We start from the raw sequence: 17,832 nt of genomic DNA, 5'->3' as shown, positions 1-17,832 counted from the left end.
TGGGTTCGTCGTGCAGCGCCTGGGCATCGCGCATCAGTAGCGTATCCAGCGCGCCGCACGCGCCCACGACGATACGGAGGACCCGTGGAGAACGACCGACCGCAGCACGACGGAACCGCGACCATCGGTGTGATCGGGGGCTCCGGCCTCTACGAGCTGTTCGCACCCGGCACCGCCGACGAGATCGACGTCCCCACGCCGTTCGGCGCGACCTCGTCCCCGATCACGGTCGGGACGATGGCGGGCAAGCGCGTTGCCTTCCTGACCCGGCACGGCCGCGCCCACTCCGTGGCACCGCACCGGATCAACCACCGCGCCAACCTCTGGGCACTGCGTTCCCTGGGCGTCCGCGCGATCGTCTCGTCGAGTGCCGTCGGCGGGCTGCACCCCGACTACGCGCCGGGCACCTTCGTCGTCACCGACCAGCTCATCGACCGCACGTGGGGCCGCGCCGACACGTTCTTCGAGGACCAGGTCCAGCACCTGTCCTTCGCCGACCCGTTCGACCCGGTGCTGCGGCGCGCAGCCGTCGACGCCGTCGCGGCGCTCGACGTCCCGTTCCGGCCGACCGGCACCTGTGTCGTGATCCAGGGTCCGCGCTTCTCGACGCGTGCCGAGTCGGTCTGGCTGCGCGAGGCCGGTGGCCACACGATCAACATGACGATGACGCCCGAGGTGCCCCTCGCCGCCGAGCTCGGGATCGGCACCGTGAACCTGTCCTTCGTGACGGACGCCGACGCAGGCCTCGCCCCGACCGAGGACGAGGCGGCAGCGAGCGCCGAGGAACCCGTCACGCACGGCATGGTGATGGAGCGACTGGCCCGCGCGAACGAGGTCATCGTCCGCGCGATCGGGTCGATCGTGGCCGCGGTCCCCGACGACTACGCGCCGCGCGAGCTGGTCCCCGCAACCGCCAGCGCGGGCGTCATGGCAGCCGCCAGCGCGAGCGTCCCCGCAGCCGCCAGCGCTGGCGTCACGGCAACCGCCAGCGCGAGCGTCACGGAGCACGACGGGGGCCAGCGGTGAGCCGCCTGCTCGTCACGGGCGGCGCGGGCTTCATCGGCTCCGCGATCGTCCGCCGCGCCCTGGCCGACGGGCACGAGGTCCGCGTCCTCGACTCCCTGCGCGCCGACGTCCACGGGGACCCGACCGCCGTGCTGCACCAACTCGAGCACGCCGGCATCGAGGTCGTGCACGGCGACGTCCGCGACCGCGTGGCCCTCGACGCCGCACTCGACGGCATCGAGGTCGTCTGCCACCAGGCCGCCAAGGTCGGTCTCGGCGTCGACTTCCAGGACGCGCCCGACTACGTCTCGAGCAACGACGCCGGCACCGCCCACGTGCTCGCCGCGATGGACCGTGAGGGGATCGGCCGCCTGGTCGTCGCCAGCTCGATGGTCGTCTACGGCGAGGGCGCGTACACGACCGCGTCCGGCGAAGTGACCCGCCCGCCGGCCCGCCGCCGCGAGGACCTGGACGCCGGCCGCTTCGACCCGATCGGCCCCGACGGCCAGCCGCTCGTCCCCGGCCTGATCGACGAGTCCGCGGCGCTCGACCCGCGCAACGTCTACGCGCAGACCAAGGTCGCCCAGGAGCACCTGGCCTCGTCCTGGTCGCGTGCCACCGGCGGCCGAGCGATCGCGCTCCGCTACCACAACGTGTACGGCCCGGGCATGCCCGCGAACACGCCATACGCGGGCGTCGCGTCGCTGTTTCGGTCCGCGATCGCGCGCGGCGAGGCACCCCGCGTGTTCGAGGACGGCCGCCAGCGCCGTGACTTCGTGCACGTCGACGACGTCGCCGGGGCGAACCTCGCGTCGATCGGCGCGACCGGGACCATGCCCGCCGACTCCTTCCGCGCGTACAACGTCGGCTCGGGCACCGTGCACACCATCGGCGACATGGCGGCTGCGATCGCCGGGACCGCGGGCCTGGAGCCCGTCGTGACGGGCGAGTACCGGCTCGGCGACGTCCGCCACGTCACGGCGTCCTCGGCGAGGATCGCCGACGAGCTCGGCTGGCGTGCCGAGGTCGACTTCGCGCGGGGCATGCGCGAGTTCGCGGACGCGCCGTTGCGCGCAGCGGTGCGCTGAGACACACCACAGGGCCACCAACCGGACGGGAGGCTCGTGGCGGGCCCGCCACGAGCCTCCCGTCCGTCGGGTGGTGACCCCCCGTTCGGGGTGAACCTGAACGGAAACCGGTCAGGGGGTACAGGCTCGCTGTGCATCGTCGACCGCGCTCCGGTTGCCTGGTGTGCATGGCAACGCCCTCCCGTCGAAACGATCGACCGCACCGAATGGTCGACATGAACGTCGACGTGATCCTTCCGTGCCTGGACGAGGCAGATGCCTTGCCGAAGGTGATCGGCCGGCTGCCCGACGGCTACCGCGCGATCGTCGTCGACAACGGCTCGACCGACGGCTCCGCCGACGTGGCGCGCGCCCACGGCGCCCTCGTCGTCACCGAGACCCGACGCGGCTTCGGATCGGCATGCGCTGCCGGCGTCGCCGCTGCGACCGCCGAGTACGTCGCGTTCTGTGACGCCGACGCCTCGATGGACCCCGCTGAGCTCCCCCCGCTCGTCGCCCGCGTCGCCACCGGCTCCACGGACCTGGCACTCGGCCGCCGCGTGCCGACGACCCCAGCCGCGTGGGCACCCCACGCCCGCTTCGCCAACCGCGTGCTCGCCGTCCTGATGCGCCGGGCGACCGGGTACAAGCTGCGCGACCTCGGCCCGATGCGCGTGATGCGCCGCGCCGACCTGGTCGCCCTCGACCTGCAGGACCGCCGCAGCGGCTACCCGCTCGAGATGGTGCTCGCCGCGCACGCCGCGGGGTGGCGGGTCGACGAGTCCGACATCGGGTACGAGCAGCGCATCGGCGACAGCAAGGTGACCGGCACGCTGCGCGGCACGATCAATGCGGTGCGCGACATGTCCCGTCTGTTGCGGAAGTACCGACAGGAGGCCCGGGTGCGCACGGTCGCGCCGGCCCCTGCTCCGGCTCCGGCTGCGCACCCCGCGGCCGCTGCTGCCCCGGCTCCCGCTCCCGCTCCCGCTCCCGCTCCCGAAGGGACGAACGCATGACCGCCGTCGACGACGTCACGGTGGTCGTGATCGCCAAGGAGTGCCTGCCCGGCAAGGTCAAGACCCGCCTGGCACCGGCCATCACCGCCGAGGGGGCAGCGCGCGTCGCTGCCGCCAGCCTCGACGACACCCTGCGCACCGTGCAGGCGCTGCCCGTCACGCGCCGCGTGCTGTTCTTCGACGGTGACGTCGTCCCCGACGCGGCCGCTGGCTTCGACGTGCTGCACCAGCCGGGCGGCGGCCTCGACGAGCGACTCGGCTTCCTGTTCGACACCATGACCGGTCCCACGCTGCTGGTCGGCATGGACACCCCGCAGTTCTCGGCCGACGACGTCGCGCCGGTGCTCGAGGCCCCCGAGCGCGACGCGTGGTTCGGACCCGCCGAGGACGGTGGCTTCTGGTCGCTGTACCTCCGCGACCCCGACGGCACGTACCTCCGCGGCGTCCCGATGTCCCAGGACGACACCGGCGCAGTGCAGCGCGCACGCCTGGTCGACGCCGGACTCGACATCGGGACCCTGCCCACCCTGCTCGACGTCGACCTGATCGACGACGCCCACCGCGTCGCCCAGCTCGCACCCGACTCCGCGTTCGCCGCGGCCCTCGCCGCCAGCCCGTCCGTCCTCACCACCGGAGGCTCCCGATGACCGACACCACCCAGACCGCCGTCACGTTCGGCACCGGCGGCGACGAGCCCTACGCGCGCGCCCTGCGTTCGGACGGGCGCCTGCGCCTGACCGACACCGACCGCCCCGACCTCGCCGTCACGATGGACGTCGGCCGGTGGAGCGCCGCGGCCGACCGCGTCGACCGCTCGCTGCTCGACGGCGTCGACGGCCCGGTCATCGACATCGGCTGCGGCCCCGGCCGGATGCTCGTCGCCGCACGCGCACTCGGCATCCCGTCGCTCGGTGTGGACGTGTCCGCCGAGGCCGTCGCGATCGCGCAGCGCTCGGGCGGCCGCGCGGTGCAGGGCTCCGTGTTCGAGGCCGTCCCCGAAGAGGGCCGTTGGGACACCGCACTCGTCCTCGACGGCAACATCGGCATCGGCGGCGACCCCGTCGCCCTGCTCGCCCGCTGTCGCGACATCGTCCGTGTCGGCGGTCGGGTGGTCGTCGAGACCCACACCGACCGGGCCGCGGACCGCTCGTACCAGGCGCGCGTCGTGGACGCGGACGGCCACGAGAGCGACGAGTTCCCGTGGGCCGAGGTCGGGCTCGACGCGCTGCGCCGGCATGCGCTCGCCGCCGGGCTCGAGCCGCGGTCGAGCTGGACCGCAGCCGGTCGGAGCTTCTGCGAGCTCGTGGCCTGAGATCAGGCGGACACGCCGTTGTTTTGCATCATACAAGACAGCAGCGTACGGTGGTGGACACCAGTCGACGGCGCTCGGGGCGTCGGACCGGCGCCATCGGCGGCGTCTCCACACCCGAGGAGATCCCCATGACGACCACCACCACCCCCTTCGGCGGCAGCTTCGTCTCCGGCATCGCGGACCGCGACGAGCTCGGCACCTACGTCGGCGCCGGCACTCCTGCATCCGTCGGGACCTACACGGGCGTGCCGGTCACCGGTCGGCTCGGTCGCTTCGTCGACACACAGTTCCGTCGTGGCGGCACGGTGACCGCGTCGAACCGCACCGTCACCGGCTCGTTCCGCACCGTGACCGGGTCGTTCCGCACCGCCTGAGCGATTCCGGTCAGGCGGCGAGTTCCTGCTCGAGGCGCTCCGCCACCTGCCGCAGCCATGTCCGGTCGTCCAGCCCGTCGTCCTCGGGTACGTAGTTGCAGTCGAGTTCGACCAGCCGTCCGCCGAGCGCCGCCGCGTCGGGCAGCGCCTCGTCGAGGTCACGCACGTCGGCCAACAGCGCGCGCTGCTCATCGGGCGAGCTGATCGCCAGGGAGTGTTCCAGCGCGTCCGGTCCCCCGTACGGCGCGTCGGCCCAGTCCTGGTGGAAGTACGCACCGACGAAGTCGTCGAACGCGGTGAAGTTCGTCGCGGTGATGCTGGCCGGCGCCGGGTATGCCGTCAGCACGGTGTAGCCCGTCGGCCGGTCCGGTGCCGCGGTCAGGACCACCCGCACGGCGTCGAGGTCCTGGATCGTCCCGAACGGCATGCCGCGCCCCGTGACCCCACCGGGGACGGCGTAGATCCGGAGGGGTTTCGGACAGTCCTCGGCGACCCAGGCGCGGATCCGCAGGTGATTGGCGTCGAGGGCGTACGCGACGATCCGGTTGGCGTCGTCGGTCCCGCCGGTGAAGACCGACGTGCCGGTCCTGACGCTGTGGCTCATTCGTGCTCCTTCATCGAGGTCGTGAGGTGGGTCATTGTCGCGTGCGCGGGGTCCATCCCCGCTCCCGCCCATCGCAGGTCAGCACCCTCATGAGGTACGAGCACCAAGATCGCCACGCACGTACCGCCGAAGATCCTCGAGCCACTGAGCCGGGGTTCGGCCGGTGTCGAGCAAGGGGTCGAGTCCGGTGCCCAGTGCGTCGAGCAGACGCTCAACGTCATCACCGGTCGGGAAGTCAACGGCAATGGACTCCAGCTCAGCGTCGAGTTGCTCGACTTTGCTGCGGGTCATCCGGCGGAGTGCGTCGTCATACACGCCCTCAGCCGTTTCGTAGTCGTCGCGCCAGTCGTCGTTGAAGTACCCGCCGATCAGTGTCCAGAAGCGCGGAAAGCGCGCTGTGAGTTCGTCGAGGTCCACGGGTCTCATCTCATCGGGTACGAGGTGCACACCTCGTAGTAGGGGTATGAAGCAATCGTCTACGACCACGCGACGCTCGGTGTCGTTCTCGTCGTCCGTCAGCGCATTGCGGAGCAGGTGGGCCTCGAAGAGATACAGCGTCCGCTCGGACGGTAGGAGTCCATCGAGGACGTTCCGGTACACAGCTTCTGCATCGAGATGGTCGAGGTCCCAGTCGACGTTGAAGTCTGCGGCCAGGAAGTCGTAAATGTGCGGTGCGAGACGTCCGAGTTCACGGAGACGTTCCGGAGAAGTCGTCACCTGATCTCGATCTGCTGTTGGTTCATCCCGACGAGTTCTCCAGGCGCGCGACGAGTGCGTCCAGCCAAGTCTTCGGCGTCAGCCCGAAGTCCAACTGCGGCACGAGGCCCGTGTGAACGAAGCTGAGGAACCCAGCGACTGCATCGTCGTCGCGAAGGTGCTCTTGGAGCACTGTGGCCTGGTCGAGGTACTCCTTGCGTTCTGCTTCCGAGATCCCGGAGAAGACGTCGTCGTAGACGGACTCGGCCGTGGGGTGATCGAGCATCCAGTCGTAGTTGAAGGACGCGGCCAGGAGGCTCCGGATCAGGGGAACCCAACGGACGAGTTCTCGATAGTCGTCGCTCCGCGTCATCCCATCTCCCCGATCGGGTACGACGTCAGGACGACGCACGGAGGCTGCTGAGATGTGTCGTACTTGAGGACCGCGTGCACCACGGTGCTGTCGCTCATCGGCGGCACCCGTGATGGGTTGAAACCGCGCCCAACCATGCGATCAGCGGGCCAATCGAGGACTTCGGCGTTCACCGCTTCTGCGTCGGGGTGGTCGCTGTTGGGATTGAAGTCCCCGGCCAGGAAGTCGTGGATGTCGGACGTGCAACGAATGAGCTCGTGGTGCTCTCCACTCCGGTTCACAGTCCCTGAGCCAGCCGCTCGACGAGCGCGTCCAACCACGTGCGGCGGAGTCCGATTTCCTCGTCGCTCACGTCGACTGCCTGATCCTGCGGACCAGGGACCGCGGCCAGTCGGCGAGCGGCACTCCGAGGTGCAAACTGGGCGCGAGCCCGGATCCGACGAAGTTCAGGAACTCCTGCACGTCGGTCTCAGACGTCAGCTCCCGCTCGAGTAACTGCGCCTCACGCTCGTACTCGGCTCGCGCTTCAGCACCGAGGTCGTCGAACACCGACGCGTAGGCGGCCTCAGCATCCTCGTGGTCCAGGTCCCAGTCATAGTTGAACACGGCTCCGAGCAGATTCCGGACATGGGGGACCTTGGCGATGAGCGCCCGTCGCTCGTCGTCATTCAATTCTCCACCGTCGCCTTCGGATAGCTGGTAATGACCCGGTACGGCGGCTCGCCGCCGGGATTCCAACGAAGCACGACGCGAACCACGGTGTCGTCATTCATCGGCGGGACCCGACCTGGTTCGTATCCGCGGCCCACGACGCGATCGGCCGGCCAATCGAATCCTTCGGTCGGTGTCGGCTTGCCCGGCCCCTGGTTCGAGCGCAACCACTCCTGGATCGCACCGTGGTTGAAGTCCAGGTTGTTCGCGACCAGCCGGTCGACGTGATCGACGGGAAGCGTGTAGGTGCTGTTCGGAGTCGTTCCGTTGTTCCGGGACCGGATCCAGTCGTCGAGCTCCTTCCCGTGGAGGTCTGTCCGGACGTGCCGCTCGAGCGTGTGCCCGCCCGCCTGCTCGGCGGCCTGCAGCCCTCCGGCGGCGGTGAACGGCTTCGACTCGACCCCGTGCGGCAACGAGGCCTCGTCGTGCGGTCGCAGCAGGTCGGGGTGCTCGTCCGCGAACTGGGCCATCTCGCCGCGCAGCATCTGGTCGAAGGAGCCGTCACCCTTGCCGAGCCCCGGCGTGAAGTCGTCGCTGCCCGCGTAGTCCCGGTACGTCCGGTCGACCAGGTCGTGCAGCGCGTCGACGCTCTGCTTCGACGCGCCGTTCTCGACCCAGGAACGGACGTCGCGGCTCAGCCCGTGCAGTCCGAGCTTGCCCAGCCCCTCGGCCAGCTCGGTCGCCTTCGCGGTGTCCTTCGCGAGCCCTCCGGGTCCGGCCAGGCCGAGCCCGAAGCCCATCGCGGCGGCGCCCGCGGCAGCGCCCGGGTGCTCCTGCGCGCCGCTCCACCAGTCCCCGAGCGCCTTGCCAGCGGCGTCGTGCGCCTTCGCCGCGTCCCCCTTCGGGTCGAGCGCCGCATCGAGCCACGCGAACGGCGACAGGAACAGCCCGATGGTGGCCGCGCCGTCGACGACCCCGCCCCACGTCGACCCGAGGGTGTCCGTCGACCAGTCACCCTGGTTGTCGAACCCGAGCATGTGGATGCCGCTCTCGAGCGAGTTGAGCAGTTCGTCGGTCGCACCCTCGGAGAACTGCTCGCCACAGGTCTTGCCCTCGGCAGTGCCGGGCTTGCTCCACGGCAGGTCGATGCCGCGCGCGTTGAGGTCGTTCTCGGTGGGGGCGACGTACGCACCCTTCAGAGACGCCCCGGACGCGGTCTTGATCGCGGTCGCGCAGTCTGCCTGCGCCTGTTCGAGCAGCGCCACCTGCGTGTTGATCCGCCGGATGATGTCGTCGTTCTCGTGCTTGGTGACGACGTCCTCGTACCAGGGAACGGTCGTCTTCTCCGGCGGGGCGTCGGAGCGGGTCGCGCCGTAGGCGTTCCACGAGCCGTCGACCTGCGGCGCGGTCGTGGTCGTGTAGGGCGAGGTCGCCTTCGGCACGCCGCCCCGGACGCGGGCGACGAACGCCGTGGCCTCGACGCGCAGGTCGTCCAGCTGTTTCTTCGGTCCGGCCGCGTCGGATGCGTACGTGTCGAGCGCCTTGGCCACACCGCGGGCAGCGGTGCCGATCGTGTGGGTGTCGTCGACCACGGGGTCCATCAACGTCAGGACCTGGCCGGACTCAGGTGCCTCGTACACCCCGGCGAGCGCCTGCCACTTGCCGGGGATCTCGTCGGCGACGGTGCGCATCGCCTCGCCGCCGCCCGAGATCGTCGTCGCCGCGGCGGACACGGTCGTCAGGTCGAGTTCGGCACCGGGGATGCCATCGGGATCGACGAGCCCGTGGTCGCCGATCGGGACGCCGCTCACCGGTCCACCCCCGGGGCCCGTGTCGAACCGTCGGTCGACGCGTTCTGGACGAACAGCGAGATGTCGTGGGTCTCGTGGGCCGTGGTGCCGACGCGCTGGAAGTCGGCTGCCATCTCGAGGTCGCCCTGCACGTAGGCGTTGACCGCCCCGCGCACGCCCTGCACCCCGCCGACGAGCCGGTACGTCACCTGGTCGACGTCGTCGCTGACCTGGTCGACGAAGGCACCGAGCGCTTCGTTCACGACGGCACCGGCACCGCCCGATGCGTCGGCAACCCCGGTCTGCACTGACTGCAGAGCCGCGGCAGTGCCGTCGAGCGACGTCTGCATGCCGTCGAGCACCGTCTGCACCCCCGCCGGGTCGATCTTCCAGCTCCCCGTGCTCATCGAACCTCCCCCGTTCGCGTCCCATCGTCGCGTGACGACGTCGCCCGGTGCAAGTCATCGGCGCGGACGCCGCGCGCGAGGTCGACCGCGGCCAACCAGCGCTGCGGCTCGTCGCCGTCGAACCAGAACAGTGCGCCCGGTGCCCGGACCGGCCCGACAGGCGTCCCGCCCAGCTGGTCGATCCGCCCACTCAGACCCCGGGTACGCACGGCGCGAGCGCCCGCGAACACGGCAAGCGGCGTCGTCGGCCCACGCAGGACCGGTTCCGTCACCCCGTCCAGGCGACCACGGCTGGTCGAGAACAGTCCGGACTGCGGGTGGCGACCCTGACTGACGGCCAGGAGGCCCGCCTGCAGTCGGTCCCGCACCGCGCCACGGTCGTCGATCGCGACCACCACGCGCAGCGTCTCGAAGACGGAGCGCGGCCCGCGCTCCACGACCAGCAGGCCACCGACGGTGGCGTCCGGGCTGCTGACCACGAGGGTCGACGACACGGGCGAGCGCCGCTCGGCGAGCGCGGTCAGCGCGGACGGTGACAGTGCCTCGGCGCCCTCGTACGGAGAATGGGTCACGGTGCGGTCGAACGCCCCCAGGAACCGGGCCGGCGTCGTCCCGAGCACCAGGCGCGGCGACGGGGCGTGCTCGATCGTCAGGTCGACGTGCAGCAGGTCACCGACGGCGTCCGATGCGGGTACGGCACCGGAGGGCCGCCAGCGCCAGCCGTGCTCGGCCAACAGGTGCGTGGCCGCCCAGGACAGGACCGCTCCGGGGGCGGTCTCGACCACGCGCGTCGTGTCACGGCGCACGCGGGCGACGAGCGCGGCGTCCGCACGTACGACCTGCCCCATGGTCTCCCCCGACCCGCGGTGCCCTCCACCGCTCGCGCCGAGCCTACCGAGGGCCGCCGTCATCCTCGAACGACCCGGAGGTCGTGGTGCCAGGATGGACGCATGAACGACCGCGCCGGCACCCCAGCGACCGCAGACGACCTCGTCGACCTCGACGAACTCGTCGCCGCCTACTACGACCGCGTGCCGGACGTGTCGGTGCCCGAGCAGAAGGTCGTCTTCGGCACGTCGGGTCACCGCGGTTCGTCGCTCGACTCGGCCTTCAACGACACCCACATCGCCGCCATCACGCAGGCGATCGTCGAGTACCGGCAGTCGCAGGGCACCGACGGCCCGCTGTTCATCGGTCGCGACACGCACGCGCTGTCCGGTCCCGCCGAGCGCACGGCGCTCGAGGTCCTCGCCGCGAACGGCGTGCACGTCCTGGCCGACCAGGACAACGGCTACGTGCCCACCCCGGCGCTCAGCCACGCGATCATCCGGTACAACCGTGCCGGCAACCCGGACACGGCGGACGGCATCGTCATCACGCCCAGCCACAACCCGCCCCGCGACGGCGGCTTCAAGTACAACCCGCCGCACGGCGGACCGGCCGACAGCGACGCCACCTCGTGGATCGCGAACCGCGCCAACGCGATCATCGAGGGCGGCAACGCCGAGGTCCAGCGCACCGAGCACGCCAACCCGGACCGCTACGACTTCCTGCACACCTACGTGGCCGACCTCGAGAACATCATCGACATCGCCGCGATCAAGCAGGCCGGCGTGAAGATCGGCGCCGACCCGCTCGGTGGTGCGTCGCTGCCGTACTGGAACCTCATCCGCGACCACTACGGCCTCGACCTGACCGTGGTGAACCCGGACGTCGACCCGACCTGGTCGTTCATGACGCTCGACTGGGACGGCAAGATCCGGATGGACCCGTCGAGCCCCTCGGCGATGGCCTCGGTCCTGGCGCACAAGGACGACTTCGACGTCCTGACCGGCAACGACGCCGACTCGGACCGCCACGGGATCGTCACGCCCGACGGCGGCCTGATGAACCCGAACCACTACCTCGCGGTCGCCATCGAGTACCTGTACGCGCACCGTCCGGCCTGGCGGGACGACGCCGCGATCGGCAAGACGCTGGTGTCGTCGAGCATCATCGACCGCGTCGCCGAGTCGCTCGGTCGCCGCCTGTGGGAGGTCCCGGTCGGGTTCAAGTGGTTCGTGCCGGGCCTGATCGACGGCTCCGTGGCGTTCGGTGGCGAGGAGTCCGCCGGCGCGTCCTTCCTGCGGACCGACGGCACGGCGTGGACCACCGACAAGGACGGCATCATCCTGGCGCTGCTGGCGTCCGAGATCGTCGCCGTCACGGGCAAGACCCCGTCGAAGCTGTACGACGAGCTCACCGAGCGATTCGGCGCGCCGGTGTACCAGCGCGTCGACGCGGCGGCCAGCAAGGACCAGAAGGCACGGCTGTCGAAGCTCGACGGCGACGCCATCACCGCCGAGACCCTGGCCGGCGACCCGATCACGGCCAAGCTGTCGAAGGCCCCCGGCAACGACGCGGCTGTCGGTGGCGTCAAGGTCGTCACGGACAAGGCCTGGTTCGCAGCGCGACCGTCCGGCACCGAGGACGTCTACAAGATCTACGCGGAGAGCTTCGTCTCGCAGGAGCACCTCGAGCAGGTCCAGCGCGAGGCGAAGGAGATCGTCGACGCAGCGCTGGGCGCCTAGCACGACGCCGCGCTGGGCGCCCAGCACGACGCCGAGCACCGCGGGGTCGCCCGCGGCGTACGGTGTGGCTCGACGCTGACGGACTGCCCACGACCCGTCCCCCGCCACGCTGCCGATCCGTACAGGAAGCGGCCCCCGCGTGACGCTGCACCTTGCGGCAGATGTAACTTTGCAGCCGACGCAAAGTTTTCGGGAGACCCTGCACATGACCCAGACGGCGACCGCCCCCGCGGCACCCACCACGGCATCCAACGTGGTGATGAACCACCGACAGATCCTGCTCGTGATCTACGGCCTGATGGCCGGCATGTTCCTCGGTGCCCTCGACCAGACGATCGTCGGCACCGCGATCCGCACCATCGGCGACGACCTGCACGGGCTCGACCAGCAGGCCTGGGTGACCACGGCCTACCTGATCGCCTCGACGATCACGACGCCGATCTACGGCAAGCTGTCCGACATCTTCGGTCGGCGGCCGCTGTTCCTCACCGCGATCGGCATCTTCATCGTCGGGTCGTTCCTCGCGTCGTTCTCGAGCTCGATGCTCATGCTCGCCGGGTTCCGCGCGCTGCAGGGCCTGGGCGCCGGTGGTCTGATGTCCCTGCCCCTGGCGATCATGGGCGACATGCTCGCTCCGCGTGAGCGTGCGAAGTACCAGGGCTACTTCCTGGCCGTGTTCGGCATCTCGAGCGTCATCGGCCCGCTGGTCGGCGGGCTGTTCGCCGGCGCGAACCAGATCCTGTTCGTCGCCGGATGGCGCTGGGTCTTCCTGATCAACGTGCCCGTCGGCATCGTCGCACTCGCGATGGTCCTGACGTTCCTGCACCTGCCGAAGTTCGGCGACCGCGGCAAGCCCCGCATCGACTGGTGGGGTGCGTCGCTCGTCATCGTCACCCTCGTCCCGCTGCTCCTCATCGCCGAGCAGGGTCGCGAGTGGGGCTGGGACTCCCCCGGCGCCATCGCCTGCTACCTCGTCGGCGCGCTCGGCCTGGTCGGCTTCATCATCGTCGAACGCGCCATGGGTGACGACGCGATCCTGCCGCTCAAGCTGTTCGGTTCGGGCGTCTTCTCGATGGCCGCGATCCTGTCCGTCCTGGTCGGGTTCGGCATGTTCGGCGCGATGCTGACCATCCCGCTGTACCTGCAGATCGTCAAGGGCGTGACCCCGACCCAGTCCGGCTTCGCGATGCTGCCGATGGTCATCGGGCTGATGATCTCGTCCATCGCCTCGGGTCAGATCATCTCCCGCACCGGCAAGTACCGCCTGTTCCCGGTCACCGGCACCGCGTTCACCGCGATCGGCTTCACCGTCCTGACGTTCCTGACGGCCGACCGCCCGCTCTGGTTCCTCATGACGGGCATGTTCCTCATCGGTCTCGGCCTGGGGCAGCTCATGCAGACGCTGACCCTCGCCGCCCAGGGTTCGGTCTCGCCGCGGGACATCGGTGTCGCGACCAGCGCGGCGACGTTCTTCCGGCAGATCGGCGGGACGATGGGCACCGCCGTGCTGCTGTCGGTGCTCTTCACGCTCATGCCGACGAACATCTCCACGGCGATGCAGAACCGCTCCGACCTGTCGAGCGCCCTGAACGCCGCCCTGACCCCGTCCGTCGCCAGCGCGTCGGACAACAAGGGCGTCATGGACAAGATCTGGACGAAGATCGTCGACCCGGTCAAGCAGAACGTGCAGAGCGGACTCGACAAGGGTGCGTCCCAGGCGAAGGCGGCTGCTGACCAGGCCGTCACTGAGAAGGTGACCTCGGCCGTCCAGGCCCAGGTGGCCGCGGGCACCGTGCCGTCGGCCGCCGCGCAGACGATCATCGACCAGCAGGTCGCCGACGCAACGCCCGCAGCCGAGCGACAGGCACTGCAGACCGCGGCGAGCAAGGCGAACGCCGAGGTGGTCAACGGCTCGCTGCAGGTCGACTACTCGAACGCGGACCAGCGGCAGGCTGTCGTCGACGAGGTCACCCCGACGCTCGTCAAGCAGCTCAAGAGCGGCAACTCGGCCGCGAGCTCCTCGTCGAGCTCGGCCACGAGCGACACCTCGTTCCTCAACGGTGCTGACAAGCGACTCACGCGGCCGTTCCTGGTCGGGTTCAGCAACTCGACGGTCACGGTGTACTTCGTCGGCCTCGGCGTGATCCTGATCGCCTTCATCCTGACTTGGTTCTTCCGTGTGCCGCCGCTGCGCAAGACCAGCGCGCTGCAGGAACAGGCGGACACCGCCCGCGCCGCGGATGCCGAGCGCGCCGGATCGGGCTCACCGGCAGCTCCGGGTACCGCCTCGGCGAACGACGTCCCCACCTCGCCCGACGTCCCGGCACAGCCACGGTCCGCTCGGTCCGCCGGGTCCACCGGCGTCTCGGTGCTGCCGGACGACACCCGCGCTCCTCTGCCCGATGCTCCGACCCACGGCGCACACTCGGCAGCGGCGCCCGTGGACGAGCCACCGACGACGACGGGAGCCATCCGGGCGCACCGTGCCGCGCACGCCGCGGTCGCGGAACGACCGGGCCCGGCGACCGGAGCCGACGCCGCGGACGCGAGCCGGGCCTCCCGTCCGGACGACAGCGGCCACACGCACGGCCGCCACTCGGCCGAGTAGCCGCACCGCGAACGACGAAGCCGCTGTCATCCGACAGCGGCTTCGTCATTCCCGGTGACGCGCCCGACGACAGCGTCGAGAGCGCCCCTCACCCCTCGCAGGTGACCGACGTGATCGAGGCGTCAGCCGGCTGCGTGCCGTGCGCGTACGGCAGGAAGACCTCGTTCGGCGTCGTGCTGGTGCTGTCCGTGATCGCCTGCACCACGACGTAGTCCCTCGTGTGCTGGTCTGCCGTGACGTCGTCGATCGCCATCTGGATGGTCGCCGCGGGGCAGGCCGACTCCGCGACGAAGACGAAGCCGTCACAGCCCCAGTCGTCGCATGCCGCCGGGAAGTCGCTGTCCGGCAGGGCCGCTCCGCTGTCGTAGGTCGTGATCGGGTACGGCGACCGGCCCGACGGGACGCACTCGGGGTGGTCGAGGCCCGCGATCGTCTCGTCGCCGGCCAGCACCAGCGAGAGCGTCACGCCGGGGGTGAGCGCGACGAAGCGGGTCTCGGTGCGGCTCGACGGCCCGTCGGCGGTCGCGCCGAAGTGCGCGGTGACACGGGCCTCGCACGCAGCCGGGGCCGTCAGCGCCCAGCCCCAGCAGTGCGCCGGCCCGCCCCGCCCCTGGGCGACCTCGCAGTCGGCCTGCAGCGCCGTGCCCTGCTCGAGCTGGGCGTCGACCGGGATGGTCGAGGGGACGGCAGGCGAGGTCGGGTCGGTGTCCGGGGCCGTCGGAGCCGGGGAGCCGTCGTCGTCCGGGGCCGTCGGAGCCGGGGAGCCGTCGTCGTCCTGCAGCCCCACGGCCAGCGTCTGGCCACCTCCGACCGCGCCGACGACCGGCACCACCGCGAGCGAGGCTCCGACGATCGTCGCCACCGCCGCGGCGCCGGTCACGACCAGGACGGCGGTGCGGTGCCGACGCCGGAGCGGGGACGCGGTGCGGACCGTCGGGGACTCGACGAACGGCAGCGCCTCCGCCGTGCCCCAGGCGTCTGCGGGGTCGACAGGAGCCCCGGCACGGTCGCCGCTCGCCTGGACCACCAGCCGTGCGAGCTCCGCGTCCTCATCGGCGACGCGTCGGGCGACCGCGGTGACGGCGAGCGCGGCACCCACGGCGATCGGCACGAGCGCGAACACGGTCAGCCCACGGACCGGCCCACCGACACTGAGCACGACGACGGCCGCGACGACGCCGGCCACGAGCAGTCCGAGTCCGATCCGGACGAGGGTGCGCGAGGTCCCGGCCGCGAGTGCACGCCGGTCGACGTCCCAGAACCGCCACCCCTGCGGAGCTGCCGGGAGGCCCGGGGCCGGCACCCAGCCCGGTGCGGGCTCCGCCAGGCGGTGACGGTCCACCCAGGTGGCGGTCGGAGCGGGCCAGCCCGGCGGCGTTCGGAACCGGACGGGTCCGGTGGGGTGCTGCTGGGACTGCCGCTCGTTCACGAGACGACGCTAGTGGCCGGCCGACGAACGCGCACAGGCCCCTCTTCGGGGCCGCGGGGTAGCGTCGCCCGCATGGCACTCGACGTCCGGAACGACACCGACCAGCAGCAGTACTCCCTCGTCGAGGACGGCGAGGTGATCGGCTTCGCCGCGTACGAGGTCGACGGTGACGAGATCCGTTTCGTGCACACCGAGGTGGACCCGGCGCACCGCGGCGGCGGTCACGCGTCGACCCTGGTGCAGCACGCCCTGGACGATGTCCGCTCAGGCTCGTCGCGACGCGTGGTCCCGCAGTGCAGCTACGTCGCCGCCTGGATCGAGCGGCACCCGGACTACCAGGAGCTCACGACGCGCTGAGGCAGCCCGCGGGGCCTCGCTCGGTTCAGTAGGAGCGGTCGTGCGTGCCCGGACGGGCTTCATGTCGCCCGGTGCGCGGGCTCCGGACAGCGGGGACCTGGATCAGCACGGACCCGCTGAGCAGGTCGTGGTCGTGGTCGCGCGGCGTGGGCGCTTCACGGGGCAGGCGGGACTGCCGTTCGTACTCGGCCTGCGTCTCGTGCCGGGTCGGCGCGAAGACCTCGTCCATCATCGAGCCGATGCCGCCGGATCCCCCGGTGCTGGTCGACTTGTTCGACAGGTCGATCCACCCCACGCGATCGGCGACCCACGTCACGACGACTGCGGCAGCCATCGCCCCCAGGAGGATCAACCAGTTCACGCAAGCGAGGCTACGTCGCGCTGTGAGACGGGACATCCGCCGCGCGGGTGATCCTCACGATCCACTCGGCTCGTTCTTGGGGATGACGCCGACACTGGTGGGACGGCGGTCGCGAGTCCCCCCTCTCGCGGCCGCCGACCGCGAACCGCAGGCTCAGGGCACGCGCTCGAGCCACTCCTTCGTCGCGAACTTCGACGCGACCAGCTCCTGCGCCCGCGCGCGCTCGTCAGGGGTCACCGCACCCGGCGTCGCCCGGTACCGGGCCGTGAACGTCGCGATGAGCGAGTCGATGATTTCCGCCCGCGACAACCCGGTCTGCGACCGCAGCGGGTCGACCCGCTTGGCGGCCGAGGTGGTGCCCTTGTCGCTCATCTTCTCGCGGCCGATGCGGAGCACCTGGACCATCTTCTCGCCGTCCATGTCGTAGCTCATGGTCGCGTGGTGCAGCAGCGCGCCGGTGCCCAGTCGCTTCTGCGCGGCACCACCGATCTTGCCCTTCGCCGAGGTGATGTCGTTGAGCGGCTGGTAGTACGCGTCGATCCCGAGGGACTTGAGCGCCTCGATCACCCACTCGTCCAGGAACGCGTACGAGTCGGCGAAGGTCATGCCCTGCACCAGGTCGGTCGGCACGTACAGCGAGTACGAGATGATCGCGCCCGCGTCCATGAACATCGCGCCGCCGCCCGAGATCCGCCGGACGACCTCGACGCCGTACTTCGCGGCGCCGTCCGGGTCGACCTCGTTCTTGAGCGACTGGAACGAGCCGATGACGACGGCGGGCTGGTCCCACTCCCAGATGCGCAGGGTCGGGCGACGCCGTCCGGCACCGACCTCTTCCGTCAGGACCTGGTCGAGCGCCAGGTGCTCGTTGGGGCTGATCGCACCCTCGTGGATGACCTCCCAGTCGTGGTCGAGCCACGTCGAGGCACGCGACAGTGCTCGGCGCACGGCGACCCCGACGGACTCGGGCGTGAACCCGAGCAGCACGGCGTCCGCGGGCAGTGCAGCACGGACGGCGGCGGCGATGCCCGCGGCGTCCGTGGTCGCGGGCAGGCCCTCGACCGCGGCGTCGATCAGCGGCAGCGCGTCGTCGGGTTCGAGGAAGAAGTCCCCCGCCAGACGGAACTGCCGGATGGTGTCGTCCTCGACCTGCAGATCGACGACGACGAGCTTGCCACCAGGGACCTTGTACTCACCATGCACGCCTGGAGC

The 17,832-nt window shown here is 70.8% G+C and carries 19 protein-coding genes; 9 read left to right on the top strand and 10 right to left on the bottom strand.

The genetic code is table 11. The annotated features are described in order from the left end of the window. The first annotated feature begins 84 nt into the window (after positions 1–84). The 6 genes from DEJ13_RS03280 (at position 85) to DEJ13_RS03255 (ending at position 4,774) form a co-directional block, all read left to right on the top strand. Positions 85–1,026, top strand: a complete 942-nt coding sequence (locus tag DEJ13_RS03280) for an MTAP family purine nucleoside phosphorylase (protein WP_111107983.1) — start codon at positions 85–87, stop codon at positions 1,024–1,026. Further along, on the top strand, positions 1,023–2,093 hold the full coding sequence (locus DEJ13_RS03275) for an NAD-dependent epimerase/dehydratase family protein (protein ID WP_111107984.1): 1,071 nt from the start codon (positions 1,023–1,025) through the stop codon (positions 2,091–2,093). The genes DEJ13_RS03280 and DEJ13_RS03275 overlap by 4 nt, the downstream gene beginning before the upstream one ends. Before the next feature lie 215 nt (positions 2,094–2,308). Then, positions 2,309–3,088 (top strand): glycosyltransferase family 2 protein, encoded by a 780-nt coding sequence (locus DEJ13_RS03270; protein WP_349815050.1) that lies wholly within the window; start codon positions 2,309–2,311, stop codon positions 3,086–3,088. Further along, positions 3,085–3,735 carry a TIGR04282 family arsenosugar biosynthesis glycosyltransferase gene (locus DEJ13_RS03265; RefSeq protein ID WP_111107986.1) on the top strand — a complete coding sequence of 217 codons (651 nt, stop codon included), beginning with the start codon at positions 3,085–3,087 and terminating at the stop codon, positions 3,733–3,735. The genes DEJ13_RS03270 and DEJ13_RS03265 overlap by 4 nt, the downstream gene beginning before the upstream one ends. Continuing rightward, complete coding sequence (locus DEJ13_RS03260; RefSeq protein WP_111107987.1) at positions 3,732–4,400, top strand: methyltransferase domain-containing protein; 669 nt, start codon at positions 3,732–3,734, stop codon at positions 4,398–4,400. Before DEJ13_RS03265 ends, DEJ13_RS03260 begins: the two co-directional genes overlap by 4 nt. Positions 4,401–4,528: 128 nt before the next feature. Further along, a complete protein-coding gene (locus tag DEJ13_RS03255; RefSeq protein ID WP_111107988.1) occupies positions 4,529–4,774 on the top strand; it encodes a hypothetical protein in 246 nt (81 codons plus the stop codon). A gap of 10 nt (positions 4,775–4,784) precedes the next feature. Here the strand turns inward: DEJ13_RS03255 and DEJ13_RS03250 are convergent, their stop codons facing one another. The 7 genes from DEJ13_RS03250 to DEJ13_RS03215 all read right to left on the bottom strand — a co-directional run bounded on the left by DEJ13_RS03250 (position 4,785) and on the right by DEJ13_RS03215 (position 10,143). Then, a complete protein-coding gene (locus DEJ13_RS03250; RefSeq protein ID WP_111107989.1) occupies positions 4,785–5,378 on the bottom strand; it encodes a contact-dependent growth inhibition system immunity protein in 594 nt (197 codons plus the stop codon). Between the two features lie 87 nt (positions 5,379–5,465). After that, a complete protein-coding gene (locus tag DEJ13_RS03245) occupies positions 5,466–6,095 on the bottom strand; it encodes a contact-dependent growth inhibition system immunity protein (RefSeq protein WP_111107990.1) in 630 nt (209 codons plus the stop codon). Positions 6,096–6,117: 22 nt separating this feature from the next. After that, a complete protein-coding gene (locus tag DEJ13_RS03240) occupies positions 6,118–6,447 on the bottom strand; it encodes a hypothetical protein (protein ID WP_111107991.1) in 330 nt (109 codons plus the stop codon). Positions 6,448–6,795: 348 nt separating this feature from the next. Then, on the bottom strand, positions 6,796–7,119 hold the full coding sequence (locus DEJ13_RS03230) for a contact-dependent growth inhibition system immunity protein (protein ID WP_146245319.1): 324 nt from the start codon (positions 7,117–7,119) through the stop codon (positions 6,796–6,798). After that, positions 7,116–8,909, bottom strand: a complete 1,794-nt coding sequence (locus tag DEJ13_RS03225) for an RNase A-like domain-containing protein (RefSeq protein ID WP_111107994.1) — start codon at positions 8,907–8,909, stop codon at positions 7,116–7,118. The genes DEJ13_RS03230 and DEJ13_RS03225 overlap by 4 nt, the downstream gene beginning before the upstream one ends. Continuing rightward, positions 8,906–9,295, bottom strand: coding sequence for a DUF6507 family protein (locus tag DEJ13_RS03220; RefSeq protein WP_111107995.1), 390 nt, complete (start codon positions 9,293–9,295; stop codon positions 8,906–8,908). The genes DEJ13_RS03225 and DEJ13_RS03220 overlap by 4 nt, the downstream gene beginning before the upstream one ends. Continuing rightward, positions 9,292–10,143 (bottom strand): DUF6177 family protein, encoded by an 852-nt coding sequence (locus DEJ13_RS03215; RefSeq protein ID WP_111107996.1) that lies wholly within the window; start codon positions 10,141–10,143, stop codon positions 9,292–9,294. Before DEJ13_RS03215 ends, DEJ13_RS03220 begins: the two co-directional genes overlap by 4 nt. A gap of 102 nt (positions 10,144–10,245) precedes the next feature. Here DEJ13_RS03215 and pgm point away from each other — a divergent pair, with 102 nt between their 5' ends. Together pgm and DEJ13_RS03205 are read left to right on the top strand one after the other, a co-directional pair. After that, entirely contained in the window at positions 10,246–11,865 is a 1,620-nt protein-coding gene (gene pgm, locus DEJ13_RS03210) for a phosphoglucomutase (alpha-D-glucose-1,6-bisphosphate-dependent) (RefSeq protein WP_111107997.1), read from the top strand. 205 nt (positions 11,866–12,070) lie between these two features. Beyond that, positions 12,071–14,473 (top strand): DHA2 family efflux MFS transporter permease subunit, encoded by a 2,403-nt coding sequence (locus DEJ13_RS03205; protein ID WP_111107998.1) that lies wholly within the window; start codon positions 12,071–12,073, stop codon positions 14,471–14,473. Between the two features lie 88 nt (positions 14,474–14,561). On the opposite strand, the gene DEJ13_RS03200 is transcribed toward DEJ13_RS03205, so the two are convergent. Then, positions 14,562–15,902 (bottom strand): serine/threonine-protein kinase, encoded by a 1,341-nt coding sequence (locus tag DEJ13_RS03200; RefSeq protein ID WP_111107999.1) that lies wholly within the window; start codon positions 15,900–15,902, stop codon positions 14,562–14,564. A 72-nt stretch (positions 15,903–15,974) separates the two neighbouring features. Between DEJ13_RS03200 and DEJ13_RS03195 the strand changes: the two genes are divergently transcribed. Then, a complete protein-coding gene (locus tag DEJ13_RS03195) occupies positions 15,975–16,259 on the top strand; it encodes a GNAT family N-acetyltransferase (RefSeq protein WP_056122933.1) in 285 nt (94 codons plus the stop codon). Between the two features lie 25 nt (positions 16,260–16,284). Here the strand turns inward: DEJ13_RS03195 and DEJ13_RS03190 are convergent, their stop codons facing one another. Together DEJ13_RS03190 and lplAB are read right to left on the bottom strand one after the other, a co-directional pair. Further along, positions 16,285–16,620 carry a hypothetical protein gene (locus tag DEJ13_RS03190; protein ID WP_111108000.1) on the bottom strand — a complete coding sequence of 112 codons (336 nt, stop codon included), beginning with the start codon at positions 16,618–16,620 and terminating at the stop codon, positions 16,285–16,287. Positions 16,621–16,773: 153 nt separating this feature from the next. Beyond that, a complete protein-coding gene (gene lplAB, locus DEJ13_RS03185) occupies positions 16,774–17,823 on the bottom strand; it encodes a lipoate-protein ligase LplAB (protein WP_111108001.1) in 1,050 nt (349 codons plus the stop codon). Between the last annotated feature and the right edge of the window lie 9 nt (positions 17,824–17,832).

Origin of the sequence: Curtobacterium sp. MCLR17_007 (assembly GCF_003234655.2) — a bacterium.
Classification (GTDB): Bacteria; Actinomycetota; Actinomycetes; order Actinomycetales; family Microbacteriaceae; genus Curtobacterium.
The sequence above is the reverse complement of the archived record's forward strand: the minus strand, read 5'-3'. Positions and strand labels throughout refer to the sequence as shown.